Origin of the sequence: Pseudoalteromonas lipolytica (assembly GCF_003515105.1) — a bacterium.
In the GTDB taxonomy this organism is placed as follows: Bacteria; Pseudomonadota; Gammaproteobacteria; order Enterobacterales; family Alteromonadaceae; genus Pseudoalteromonas; species Pseudoalteromonas lipolytica.
The window spans coordinates 1,506,677-1,519,388 of record NZ_CP032090.1 but is presented as its reverse complement, the minus strand read 5'-3'; the positions used below and the strand labels follow the sequence as shown (position 1 = coordinate 1,519,388).

Here is a 12,712-nt window from a genome sequence, read left to right as displayed (position 1 = left end):
CCTATTGCCCTTCCCACGCTTGCCAAACACCTTGGCAATCTTTGGGTAAGTATAAATTTTTTCCCAGCTCCAACCAGCTTGTAGGAAAATGAAAGTCTGACCCCTGTGAGGCGAGTAAATCATATTCTCTAGAAAGCTCACCTAAAAACTGGCGTTCACTCGGTGCTTGCTGGGGTTGTGCAACTTCCATTGCATCGCCCCCCGCGTTTTTAAACTCGACTATCAACTTACGCAACCACTTATTCGACATTTGATAACGACCAGGATGCGCCAGAACAGCCACCCCACCCGCTTGATGAATAGCCGCTATCGCCGTTTGCATATCGCACCAGCAACTTGGTACATAGCCTGTTTTGCCACGGCCTAGGTATTTTTTAAAGACACCTGGAAAGTTTTTGGCTACGCCGCGCTCAATGAGTGCGCGAGCAAAGTGCCCGCGGGTAATTTGGGCATTGTCGGCAAATGCTTTCGCGTCGTCATAAATACCTTCAAAACCATTTTTTGCGAGGCGATGACCTATTTCGATGGCACGCTCTTCACGCTTCGCCTGTTGCGAGCTTAATAGCGAAATCAAGGCTTCATTCTCATCGTCGATATTTAAACCAACAATATGAATTTCAAAGCTTTCCCACTTAGTTGACACTTCAACACCGGCAATTAATTTAAGCGGTAAATCGTCATTCGCAATGATGTCACGTGCAGGGGCTATCGCCGCCAATGTGTCGTGATCGGTAATTGCGAACACATCTATATTTTTTTCAACCGCGCGGTGTAATAGTTGCTCGACTGATAGCTGACCATCAGAATATGTGGTGTGGCTATGTAAATCGTATTTTATCAAAGGAAAAGACTGCTTAACGTAAGTTCTTGAATCATTGATAGGAGTATAACAAAGATTTTATACTAATTGTTGTAAATTAATGCTTGACAGTATCGGCTCAGGTACGCTTTACTGTATGCACTTTAAGACACGTTGAAAAAGAAATAACAATGAACAAAACAATTCAAATCACAATTTGGTGGTGGCACTCGTAACTAGCGGGTGACGAATTGTCGTGTCTATACGATTTCAAAACCCGCTCATGTAGCGGGTTTTTTTATATCTAAATTTTAAGGTTTTATAAATGAATAACATAGCAACTCTTACACATCATTGGTGGTGGCGCCTGGCTTAGCGGGACGGTAAGGGTCTATCTAATTTATAGACATTATTATACGAACCCCGCTTAAGCATCGCTTTGCGGGGTTTTTATTTTTGGGAATGAGGGAGAATAAGGTTTGATTTTTAGTCATATAACAACGACACCGGGTGAGGTGACCAGTATCACTCAAGTGCGTGACTACATTAGTAGCCCACTTGCGTTATACAGTTTACTCGATAAACCCAATTCACTGCTGTTAGAGTCTGCAGAAATTGACTCTAAAGACAGTGTCAAAAGCCTAATTTTGGTTGACTCAGCGCTACGTATTGTTTGCCATGGTAAACACGTCACACTGACAGCACAGTCAAATAACGGCAAACAATTACTACCTTATTTACAAAGCCATGTGCAAAACTGCGATGCAGTGCTTATTGAAGACACACTCACATTGACCTACAACGAAGTAGCGAGCGATATTGACGAAGCCAGCAAACTGATTGCCGACAATGCTTTTAGCGCTCTTCGTAGCTGTATAAACAGTATAAAAAGCACCACAGACAACCCTTTTTCAGTCTTTCTTGGCGGGGTGTTTGCCTACGACATGGTCGCAAATTTTGAAACGCTGTCTGACGTACCTGAAGGTGAAAACAGCTGCCCAGACTATGTTTTCTATTTAGCCGAAACACTTGTGATAATTGACCATCAAGCCAAAACCACCGAGTTGATTGGTAATGTGTTTAACGGCCCAGAAGTGCACGCCAATTGCTTCGAAGTCGGTCAGCAGCTAGAACGCTTGAACAGCGTATGTGACAACGCAGCGCAATACCAAGGACAAAAGCAAAGCGGTGCAAGCTCTGTCTCGGTTGATGTCAGCGATGAGCAATACTGCGAGCATGTCATCAAATTAAAAAAGAACATTGTCGATGGCGATATCTTCCAAGTCGTACCATCACGTACTTTTTCTCTTACCTGCCCAGATTCACTTCATGCCTACAGCCAACTTAAGCAACAAAACCCCAGTCCTTACATGTTTTACATGCGCGACGAAGAGTTTGTGTTATTTGGTGCATCGCCTGAGTCAGCACTTAAATATTGTGTTGATAGCAAGCAAGTTGAAGTGTATCCAATTGCAGGTACTCGCCCACGCGGTAAATTTGCCAATGGACAAATAAACCCAGATTTAGACAGCCGCATTGAACTTGAACTACGTAACGACCAAAAAGAGCGCGCTGAACATTTAATGCTGGTTGATTTAGCCCGTAACGATGTCGCCCGTATAAGCGTGCCGGGTACACGCCATGCCAAAGAGCTATTAAAAGTAGACCGCTACTCACAAGTGATGCATTTAGTTTCACGCGTGGTCGGTACATTAAAACCTGAACTTGATGCCCTGCATGCGTATCAAGCATGTATGAATATGGGCACCTTAGTCGGTGCTCCCAAAGTACGAGCCGCTGAACTTGTACGTCAAACAGAACAAAAGCGCCGTGGTAGCTACGGTGGTGCAGTTGGTTATTTAACCGGTGATGGTGCGATGGACAGCTGTATTGTTATTCGCTCAGCCTTTGTGAAAAACGGCATGGCTTATGTACAGGCAGGTGCTGGCGTGGTGTTTGATTCAGACCCGCAGTCAGAAGCCAATGAAACGCGCGCTAAAGCACAAGCAGTGATTACCGCAATTCAATCGACTTATGAGGCACAATAATGAACACACCATCAGCCTATAAAATCTACTTTTTAGATAACTTTGATTCATTTAGTTATAACTTAGTCGATGAACTTTCTATGTTAGGGTGCGAGTTAGTGGTATACCGTAACAATATCAGTGCACAAAGCATTTATAACAAAATGTGCCAAGAAACTGTGCCAGTATTACTCGTGTTATCACCTGGGCCGGGAGCCCCCTCAGATGCGGGCTGCTTAATGGCATTAATTGAGCTTTGTAAGGGACGTTTCCCAATGCTAGGTATTTGTTTAGGCCAACAAGCATTAACACAAAGTTATGGTGGCGTGATTGGCCATGCAGGTGAAACCGTTCATGGTAAATCGTCGATTATTGCGTTGTCTGATCACCCTGTATTTGCAGGGATGGGTGAAAAAATGCCAGTAGCGCGTTATCACTCACTCATGGCAACTAAAGTGCCAGACGCAGTCGATGTCATTGCCTCGTATGAAAATATTCCAATGGCAATTTATCACCCGCAAGATAATGCACTTGGTTACCAGTTTCATCCAGAATCGATTTTAACGCCAAACGGCGCCTTGCTATTACAGCAAAGTATTGAGTTTTTAACCGCACGCGTGCAGTAGAGGAATAACATGGAAGCAACAACCCTATCCCCGTTAAACCAATTATTGGCCAATCAACACTTATCGTTTGAGCAATCAAGTGCCTTATTCGATGCAATAATGAATGGCCAATTAAATGATATAGAGCTAACTGCTGCACTTATCGCGTTAAAATTTAAAGGTGAAACGAGCGACGAAATCGCTGGCGCTGCAGCATCTATGCGCGCCAACGCAGTGCCATTTACCACCAGTAAAACACTGTTAGCCGATAGCTGCGGTACCGGTGGCGATGGCTCAAATACGATTAATATAAGTACCACGGCTGCCATTGTTGCCGCAGCCGCGGGTATCAATATGGTAAAACATGGCAACCGTAGCGTATCGAGTAACTCGGGGTCAGCTGATTTACTAAAAGCCTTGGGCATCAATATTGATATGAGCCCAGAGCAAGCTGCCACATGCTTAGAAAACACTGGCTTTGCATTTTTATTTGCCCCGCATTATCACAGCGGTGTGCGTCATGCGATGGGGGTACGTACTGCCCTGAAAAGTCGCACTATTTTTAATATTTTAGGTCCGCTTGCCAACCCAGCCGCCCCCCACGTGCAATTGCTTGGTGTCTACGATGCATCTCTTTGCTTACCGATGGCCGAAACCCTAAAAACCCTCGGCACGCGTCGCGCTATGGTAGTGCATGGAGCCGGTACCGACGAAATTGCGCTACACGGCGAAACCAAGGTCGTTGAGCTCAATGATGGCAAACTAACCGAGTACACGCTGACAGCAAACGATTTTGGTCTTGCAAACTATTCACTTGAACAATTAGCAGGTCAAGGCCCAGAATATAATGCGAAAGCCAGTTTAGCGATTTTACAAGGCCAAGGGGAAGACGCTCACAACGCAGCCATTATTGCCAACGTTGCAGCGCTACTTTACCTAACAGGCAAAGCAAGCGACTTAAAAACAGCCGCGAAACACGTAACCGAGTTGTTAGCATCTGGCAGCGCGATGAACACATTGAACGCAATTATTGAGGTAAGTCATGGCTAACGTATTAGACAAAATTGTTGCCGACAAACGTATCGAACTTGAAACCAGAAAAGCACAGCGTCCACTTACATCATTCATTGCGGATGTTGTGCCAACCACCCGTGATTTTGAAGGTGCGCTGGCAGCAAAAGGCACACAATTTATTTTAGAATGTAAAAAAGCATCGCCTTCTAAAGGGCTTATCCGTGAACCGTTTAACTTAGATGAAATTACAGCGGTCTATAAAAAATACGCAACCTGTATAAGCGTATTAACCGACGAGAAATATTTTCAAGGAAGCTATCACTACCTTGAGTATGTGCGCAGTCAGGTTGAGCAGCCGATTATTTGTAAAGACTTTTTCATCGATGAGTACCAAGTGTATTTGGCACGGTTATCAGGCGGTGATGCCATTTTATTAATGCTGTCAGTACTCAATGATGAGCAATACTTAGCACTGCATAACGTCGCAGATACTTTAAATATGTCGGTGCTGACTGAGGTTAGCAACGAAGAAGAAGTGAGCCGTGCACTTGCACTGAATGCTCGTTTGATTGGCATCAACAACAGAGACCTGCGTGATTTAAGTACGGACTTGGCAACCACTGAACGCTTACGCACCTTAATACCAAACGACAAAGTAGTTATTTCAGAGTCTGGTATATACACACACAACGATGTAAAACGCCTTGCTCCTTTATGTGACGGTTTTTTAATTGGCAGTTCACTCATGGCTGAACGCGATTTAGACGCAGCTTGCCGCAAGGTGATTTTAGGTGAAAATAAAGTGTGCGGTTTAACCCGTTCACAAGATGCTGAGGCTGCTTATCAAAGTGGTGCGGTGTATGGAGGGTTAATTTTTTACCCTAAATCGCCTCGTTATGTTGATATTGACTGCGCAAAACAAGTGACACAAAGTGCCCCGCTTGCCTATGTTGGCGTGTTTGTTAACGCACCACTTGAACAAGTCGTTGACTACGCACAAAGCCTAAAATTAGCCGCCGTCCAATTACATGGCGATGAGAATAGCGAGTATATTCAAAGTCTCAGAAAGCAGTTGCCACTTGGCTGTGAGATTTGGAAAGCGCAAGCGGTAAATGGCACGTTACCAAAACCGCTTGAAGGGGTTGACCGCCACTTATACGACACATACAGCAAAACCCAAAAAGGTGGCACTGGCGAAGCCTTTGATTGGTCAATATTAGACACAGCCACAGTGCCATTTATGTTAGCGGGCGGCTTAAATCCAGAGAATATTCATGCAGCGCTTTATCGCGGTGCCAAGGGGCTTGACCTAAATTCTGGCGTAGAAGCGTCAGCAGGTAAAAAATGCCCAACAAAATTACACAATGCGTTTTCGCATATCAGAAATTATTGAGGTTAGAATGCAAAATCCAGCTTATTTCGGTGAATTTGGTGGTATGTTCGTACCACAACTGCTTGTACCAGCACTTAAGCAATTAGAAGCAGAGTTTAATAAATCACAAAACGATCCTGCTTTTCAGGCAGAATTTGAAAAATTATTGAATGAGTACGCAGGTCGTCCAACGCCATTAACGTTAACCCGAAACTTAATAAAAAACCCCAAGGTTAAATTGTATTTAAAGCGTGAAGATCTCCTTCACGGTGGTGCACACAAAACCAACCAAGTACTGGGCCAAGCGTTATTAACAAAACGCATGGGTAAAAAAGAAGTGATTGCAGAAACAGGGGCTGGTCAGCACGGTGTTGCAACAGCACTTGCGTGTGCCCTACTTGGTTTAAAATGCCGCGTTTATATGGGTGCAAAAGATGTTGAGCGTCAGCAGCCTAACGTGTTTCGTATGAAGTTAATGGGCGCAGAAGTTATACCTGTAACAGCCGGTTCTGGTACGTTAAAAGACGCAGTAAACGAAGCACTTCGTGATTGGTCTGCAAACTACAAAGATGCCCATTATTTGCTAGGTACAGCAGCAGGTCCGCATCCATTCCCGACCATGGTTCGCGAGTTCCAAAAAATGATCGGCGAAGAGGCAAAACAGCAAGTATTAAAAGCAGAAGGCCGTTTGCCTGATGCCGTATTAGCCTGTGTAGGGGGTGGCTCAAATGCCATTGGTATGTTCACTGATTTTATCGATGAGCCAAGTGTAAAACTCATTGGTGTAGAGCCTGCGGGTAAAGGCTTAGATACCCACCAGCACGGTGCTACTTTATGTAAAGGCACGAAAGGTATTTTACACGGCACCTATACGTACATTATGCAAGATAATGATGGCCAAATTGAAGAGTCTTACTCTGTTTCTGCTGGCCTTGATTACCCTGCGGTGGGTCCTCAACACGCTCATTTACATGAAACAGGCCGAGCTCAGTACGTCGGTATTACCGATACCGAAGCACTTGAAGCATTTCAGCTCCTTGCTAAAAATGAAGGGATCATCCCTGCGCTAGAATCGAGTCATGCACTGGCTTATGCACTGAAATATGCCGAGCAACAAACCGAAGACACAATTTTAGTGGTTAATTTAAGTGGCCGAGGCGATAAAGATTTGGCTCACGTTCACAGTGTTTTATCAGAAGGAGGCGCGCTATGAGCCAAACTAATCGTTACGGACACATGTTCGCCACATTAAACGAGACAAACCAAGGTGCGTTTGTGCCCTTTGTCACCATTGGCGATCCTAATAAAGAGCTCAGTGTAGAAATCATCAAAAGTTTGATAGATGGCGGCGCAGATGCGCTTGAGCTAGGTATCCCGTTTTCAGATCCAATTGCCGATGGCCCAGTTATTCAAGCAGCGAACATTCGCGCACTTGATGAGAACATAAATACCCAAGACTGTTTTGATATTATTAAACAAGTACGTGAATACAATGCCGACATTCCCATCGGTTTATTACTGTATTCAAACCTTGTGTTTAAACGGGGCATCGAAAAGTTCTATCACGATGCAAAAGACGCCGGTGTTGATTCAATTTTAGTGGCTGACGTGCCGCTGCACGAATCAAAGCTGTTTCGTCAAACGGCAATGAAAAATGGCATTGACCCAATTTTTATCGCAACCCCGAATGCCGATGACGACACCTTACGTCAGTGTGCATCTTATGGCCGTGGTTATACCTACTTGCTTTCACGCGCGGGGGTTACGGGCACTGAAACCAAAGCACAAATGCCTGCTGATTCATTGGTTAAAAAGTTAAAAGAGTACCATGCAGCCCCTGCTTTGCTCGGCTTTGGTGTATCAACACCTGATGATGTGAAATCGGCGCTTGAATCGGGTGCTGCTGGTGCAATTTCAGGCTCTGCGGTTGTAAAAATCATCGAAGCAAACCTTGACGACCAAGCAGCAATGCTAAGTGGTTTAAAGGCGTTTGTTGCCAGTATGAAAGCGGCAACGAAGTAACGCGCAACCAATATTAAAAAAGGGCCCTGTGGCCCTTTTTTGCTTCTTATGACTAATGATGACGATGAACGCCTTCTTTTATTTCCTCAATAAACTTACGATTGAACGCCTCTAAGTCAGCAGGACTGCGGCTTGTTACAATCCCTTCGTCGACACACACTTCTTGGTCAACCCAATTGGCACCAGCATTAATTAAGTCGGTTTTAATGCTCGGATAAGAGGTCACTTTCCGATCACGTAATTTGTTAATCTCGGCTAATAACCATGGGCCGTGGCATATCGCCGCAATCGGTTTGTTCTTACCGGCACTGAAGAAGCCATCCACAAATGCTTTTGCATCGCTATCTTGTCGTAACGTATCTGGATTAAATAATCCACCTGGCAGTAATAACGCGTCATACTCCGTTGAGTCAGCTTCACTCACAACACGGTCTACAGTGACACGCTCCCCCCATTGATTTTCATTCCAGCCTGTAATATCCCCACGTTCAAGAGATACCACTTCGACTAGCGCCCCAGCTTCTAATAAAGCGCTTCGGGGTGACAGTAGTTCGCTTTGTTCAAAGCCATTGGTGGCTAGAATTGCAATCTTTTTACCATTAAGTTGGCTGTTTAAATCTGACATGTTACCTCCTTATTACTGTGAAACTACACCAGTAAAAGCAGACAACATGCCAAGCTTAATGCATTGATATTATTGAAATTAAATTAAATGAGTTGCGGCAAGCTCTGTAAATACTACAGTGCCTTTGCAAATCCTACTTAAAGAATATCCTTTAAGGCTTTAGCAGGCTTAAAAACAGGTTTATTTGCGCCTTCAATTTCAATTTCTTCACCCGTTTGTGGATTGCGGCCTTTACGTGCTGGGTAATAACTTAAAGCAAAGGTACCAAACCCGTTAATTTGTACTTGGTCACCTTCTGAGAGTGATTTTTCAATGGCATTTAACATACTATTCAGCGCTGCTTGGGTGTCTTTTTTAGTTAATTCACTGTGGGCTGCCATTTGCGACACTAAGGCGGCTTTATTCATAAACTGCTCCAAAATACGCCGCTTAATCATCTAAGGTTAAGCGGAAAAAGATAAGGTAAAACAACCTAAACACGGGTTTAGGTCAAATTGGCTCGGCAGGCTAAGCGTTAAGGAAAGCTAAGTCAACCTTGTATCTTAGCCAATATATTGATACAACCCATTATCTTTTTAAATGAGAGCATTTCAAAATCTATGCATGCAATTATTGAATATATTCCGCTGATTCTGTTTTTTGCGGTTTTCAAACTCGTTGATATTTACTGGGCAACAGCAGTACTTATGCTAACTACCTTGATACAAGTTGCGTATTGTTATTTTAAGGAAGGTAAAGTACCGAATCGCCACTGGGTCTTTTTTGCTATTGCCGTCGTGCTAGGAACATTAACGTTAGTTTTCCATGATGAGCAATTTGTACAATGGAAAGCCACAATTGTATACGCAATTTTAAGTTTCACCTTATTATTTAGCCGTTATGTACTTGGTAAAAACCTCGTAAAAAAAGCATTGAGTTCAATTTTAGAAAATGCCTCAGAAAGTAAACAAGAAGTCATTGTTCCCGACTCCTTGTGGAATAAACTAAATTTATTCTGGGTGGCTGTTACAGCGGGTATCTCAGCACTTAATATTTATATTGCTTATAATTTTTCACTCGATTTTTGGGTTAACTTTAAAGTATTTGGTTTAATGGGTATCACCTTTGTTTGCGTACTTGCGACCATTATCTTGCTGTTCAAATACTTACCTGAAGATGACGAAAACACCGATACGAAAGAGCTGTAATGTCATAAAACTGTCGTCTTAGCTTGGTAACGTAAACAAAAAACGCGCTGAGACGACATTGAACGCCAATCAATACCGCTGGTTTGAATTTACCCTCATATTTGTTTCGCTTCCGCTTTTAGGCTTCTTGTTACGCGCACACCTTGCGAATTGGCTGATACCCGCCCTAATCATTTTAATGAGTGTGTGTGGGATGTTACTGTTATCAGACCCCCACTTTAAGCGCTTTCGTTTAACCAGTCTTGGTCAATTTAGTGCCGTTAAGCGCAGACTATTTAGCTTTTTCTTTTTAGGTGCACTCTTTTCAGGTATGTTTTACGGCATCATAAATCAAGAAAATTGGTTTTCATTACCCCGAAACTCATTCAACGACTGGCTGTTATTGTTGCTGCTTTATCCTATTTTATCTGTGATGCCACAAGAGCTGATTTTTAGGACGTATTTTTTTCACCGTTATAAACGCATTATGCCAAGCAAAACAGTGCGGATTTTTGTGAGTGCTTCAGTCTTTGCCCTCGCTCATATTGTCTATGCCAATGTACTTGCGGTACTGCTTGCCTTTATGGGCGGCCTGTTGTTCTCCTATACATATGCGAAAAGCCGCTCCACTTTTGTTTGTGTTATCGAGCACAGCTTATGGGGGCTTTGGATGTTTACTTTGGGACTGGGTGATGTTTTAGATGCAGGGGCTATTTAGCGAATATAAAAAAGCCGCGCAAGGTGCGCGGCTCAATAACGAACGGTTTTTTAAAATCCGAAAATACTAAATGCAAAGAACTTCGTTGCGACAGTATTTACAAATATAAGCAGTAAAATAGCCGGAATAAATGTTGATAAAGAGAAGTTCACATACTTTTCTGTAAAGCTGCCTATATAACCTTCACAACCTTGGCTTAACTCTTCAGATAGATTTGCTTTTTTCCAGCGATACATAACGAACAAGCACACCATTAAACCATTCAGCGGCAAAATAGTATCGTAGAACACGTCATAAACAATATCGAATAAGCTTTTATCTGCGCCACCATAATTTACAAACGACGTTAACGACTCCACCATACCAAACGACATGGTGCATAAAACCGTTAAAACACCTGTTGAAAGCGTTAAAATAGCTAACGCTTTTTTACGGCTAATACCTTTACGATCGCTTAGCGTTGCTGTTGGTACTTCAACAATTGAAACTAATGACGTAATTGCGGCAAAAAACACCAATAAGAAAAATACAAAAGCAACGACCGACGCACCAAAGTATCCGATGTCAGCTTGAAGAGCTAACAGAATTTTGGGTAAGTACACAAAAATCATTGATACTGATGAATCTGATAACGTGCTTGGATCTGTATTTGGATTAAAACTAAAAATAGCAGGTAACACCATAAGACCAGCAATAAATGCCACTAATGAATCCGTGACCGCGACCATCTTTGCACTGCCAACAATGTCATCTTTCTTAGAAATATACGACGCATAGGTCATTAAGATACCCATACCTAACGATAAAGAGAAAAACGCTTGAGCCAATGCCCCATTTAATACGCTAGCATCCATTTTACTAAAATCTGGAACGATGTAATATTTAACACCCGCCATAGCATTATCAAGGGTTAATACATAAACAACTAAGGCCGTTAAAAGTACAAAAAGCGCTGGCATCATAAACTTCGCGGCTTTTTCAATACCTTCTTTAACCCCACCCACCAGAATTAAATTGACAATAATGGCGACAACAGCCATGTAACCAAACACAGTATAACTGTTTATAAACGTGCCAAAATTATCTGGCTGAGCGAGTGCATCTAAATTACCCAATGCGGTTTGCGATAAATAACCAAAAATCCACACTGTGATTACCATATAAAAAACAGCAATCATAAATGGCGTTAATACTGCTAAAAAGCCTGCAAAGTTCCATTTAGGATCATTACCCGCTAAAAGCTTGTACGAACCAAGGGGATCTTTTTGCGCCTTGCGACCCATTGCCATTTCGGCCATCATTACCGGTAAACAAATAAAAATGACAAACAGTGCATAAACTAAAAGGAAAGCGCCACCGCCATTTTTAGTTGCCGAAACTGGAAAACCCACTAAGTTACCAATTCCTACAGCAGAACCCGCTGCCGCTAAAATAAAACCGAGGCGGGAGCTAAAATGCTCGCGTTTTTCGCTCATTTAAAAACCTTATTATTATTTTTTCAATCCCGCGACTCTACCAGTGTTACACCGCGTATTTCAAGCTTTATAAGTTAAAGCTATATGCCCAGCTGTAAAGATTATTACGCGAATAACTTCTCGTCTATTGACAAGAATATGCTACTATTTTCAAAAATTACTTTGGGAACACACCATGTTGTATATGATTTATTCAACAGATGTTGAAAATAGTTTAGAGGCACGTAAGTCTGCACGTCCTGCTCACTTAGCTCGCCTGCAAGAGTTAGCCGATCAAAACCGATTATTCACTGCGGGCCCATTGCCAGCAACTGACAATGAAGATCCTGGCGAAGCTGGATTTACTGGCTCTTTAGTCGTTGCAGAGTTTGAATCATTAGAAGCGGCTCGCGAATGGGCAGCCAACGATCCTTATATCGCTGCGGGCGTTTATGATAATTCTGTGGTTAAGCCGTTTAAAAAAGTATTTGGTTAAGCCCTTTTAGGCCTGAACTTAACTGAAGCAACAATTCAGTGTTTGTTCACTGCTTATTAACTAAAATTTGCTCGTTGAATCACTTAATTTAACGTTTTTACTTGAGTTTTAGTTAATTGGTTAATTAAACTAAAAGGGTCTGGTTTAGGAGTTCCCCATCATGCGCATATTGTTAGCCTTCAGTTTTAGCCTACTATTTGCACTTTCAAGCTATCAAGCTGCTGCAAATAACAAGCAACCTGCTGAGGTGACTAAAAAGCAAGCTGTTGTTATAGCTAAAAAAGCTGAAGATGGCCGAACCCTCAAGATCACAGAGCAAGAAAAAATATATACCGTGAGAATTTTAAAAACGAACGGCCATGTGGTTGATGTCCACGTGAACAAAAAAACTGGCGAAGTGAAAAAGGATTAAGA

At 42.7% G+C, this 12,712-nt stretch carries 14 protein-coding genes; 10 read left to right on the top strand and 4 right to left on the bottom strand.

Annotated elements, in window-relative coordinates; genetic code table 11:
* Window position 1: 1 nt before the first annotated feature.
* Window positions 2-841 carry an RNase RNM gene (gene rnm / locus D0907_RS06945; RefSeq protein WP_036968979.1) on the bottom strand — a complete coding sequence of 280 codons (840 nt, stop codon included), beginning with the start codon at window positions 839-841 and terminating at the stop codon, window positions 2-4.
* A 437-nt stretch (window positions 842-1,278) separates the two neighbouring features.
* On the opposite strand from rnm, the gene D0907_RS06940 reads away from it, so the two are divergent.
* Genes D0907_RS06940 through trpA form a run of 6 tightly spaced genes read left to right on the top strand, consistent with a single transcriptional unit; the run spans window position 1,279 to window position 7,839 of the window.
* A complete protein-coding gene (locus D0907_RS06940) occupies window positions 1,279-2,847 on the top strand; it encodes an anthranilate synthase component 1 (protein ID WP_118844202.1) in 1,569 nt (522 codons plus the stop codon).
* Complete coding sequence (locus tag D0907_RS06935; RefSeq protein ID WP_065979808.1) at window positions 2,847-3,452, top strand: aminodeoxychorismate/anthranilate synthase component II; 606 nt, start codon at window positions 2,847-2,849, stop codon at window positions 3,450-3,452. Before D0907_RS06940 ends, D0907_RS06935 begins: the two co-directional genes overlap by 1 nt.
* Window positions 3,453-3,461: 9 nt before the next feature.
* Window positions 3,462-4,481 carry an anthranilate phosphoribosyltransferase gene (gene trpD, locus D0907_RS06930; protein ID WP_118844201.1) on the top strand — a complete coding sequence of 340 codons (1,020 nt, stop codon included), beginning with the start codon at window positions 3,462-3,464 and terminating at the stop codon, window positions 4,479-4,481.
* Window positions 4,474-5,838: a bifunctional indole-3-glycerol-phosphate synthase TrpC/phosphoribosylanthranilate isomerase TrpF gene (trpCF, locus tag D0907_RS06925; protein WP_118844200.1), complete on the top strand. Its 1,365-nt coding sequence runs from the start codon at window positions 4,474-4,476 to the stop codon at window positions 5,836-5,838. Before trpD ends, trpCF begins: the two co-directional genes overlap by 8 nt.
* A gap of 7 nt (window positions 5,839-5,845) precedes the next feature.
* Window positions 5,846-7,030, top strand: coding sequence for a tryptophan synthase subunit beta (trpB, locus tag D0907_RS06920; RefSeq protein ID WP_036969276.1), 1,185 nt, complete (start codon window positions 5,846-5,848; stop codon window positions 7,028-7,030).
* Window positions 7,027-7,839, top strand: coding sequence for a tryptophan synthase subunit alpha (gene trpA, locus D0907_RS06915; RefSeq protein WP_036968988.1), 813 nt, complete (start codon window positions 7,027-7,029; stop codon window positions 7,837-7,839). Before trpB ends, trpA begins: the two co-directional genes overlap by 4 nt.
* 52 nt (window positions 7,840-7,891) lie before the next feature.
* Here the strand turns inward: trpA and D0907_RS06910 are convergent, their stop codons facing one another.
* Window positions 7,892-8,464, bottom strand: coding sequence for a type 1 glutamine amidotransferase domain-containing protein (locus D0907_RS06910; RefSeq protein ID WP_036968990.1), 573 nt, complete (start codon window positions 8,462-8,464; stop codon window positions 7,892-7,894).
* Window positions 8,465-8,601: 137 nt separating this feature from the next.
* Window positions 8,602-8,871, bottom strand: coding sequence for an HU family DNA-binding protein (locus D0907_RS06905; protein WP_065979805.1), 270 nt, complete (start codon window positions 8,869-8,871; stop codon window positions 8,602-8,604).
* Between the two features lie 192 nt (window positions 8,872-9,063).
* Between D0907_RS06905 and D0907_RS06900 the strand changes: the two genes are divergently transcribed.
* Entirely contained in the window at window positions 9,064-9,651 is a 588-nt protein-coding gene (locus D0907_RS06900) for an inner membrane-spanning protein YciB (protein ID WP_118844791.1), read from the top strand.
* Between the two features lie 58 nt (window positions 9,652-9,709).
* Window positions 9,710-10,348, top strand: coding sequence for a CPBP family intramembrane glutamic endopeptidase (locus D0907_RS06895; RefSeq protein ID WP_036968994.1), 639 nt, complete (start codon window positions 9,710-9,712; stop codon window positions 10,346-10,348).
* A 50-nt stretch (window positions 10,349-10,398) separates the two neighbouring features.
* On the opposite strand, the gene D0907_RS06890 is transcribed toward D0907_RS06895, so the two are convergent.
* A complete protein-coding gene (locus D0907_RS06890) occupies window positions 10,399-11,823 on the bottom strand; it encodes a sodium-dependent transporter (RefSeq protein WP_036968996.1) in 1,425 nt (474 codons plus the stop codon).
* A gap of 175 nt (window positions 11,824-11,998) precedes the next feature.
* Here D0907_RS06890 and D0907_RS06885 point away from each other — a divergent pair, with 175 nt between their 5' ends.
* Together D0907_RS06885 and D0907_RS06880 are read left to right on the top strand one after the other, a co-directional pair.
* Window positions 11,999-12,298, top strand: a complete 300-nt coding sequence (locus D0907_RS06885) for a YciI family protein (RefSeq protein ID WP_036968998.1) — start codon at window positions 11,999-12,001, stop codon at window positions 12,296-12,298.
* A 160-nt stretch (window positions 12,299-12,458) separates the two neighbouring features.
* The gene (locus tag D0907_RS06880) at window positions 12,459-12,710 is read left to right on the top strand and encodes a PepSY domain-containing protein (RefSeq protein ID WP_074988345.1); all 252 of its coding nucleotides are present in this window, start codon (window positions 12,459-12,461) and stop codon (window positions 12,708-12,710) included.
* The last annotated feature ends 2 nt before the right edge of the window (window positions 12,711-12,712 follow it).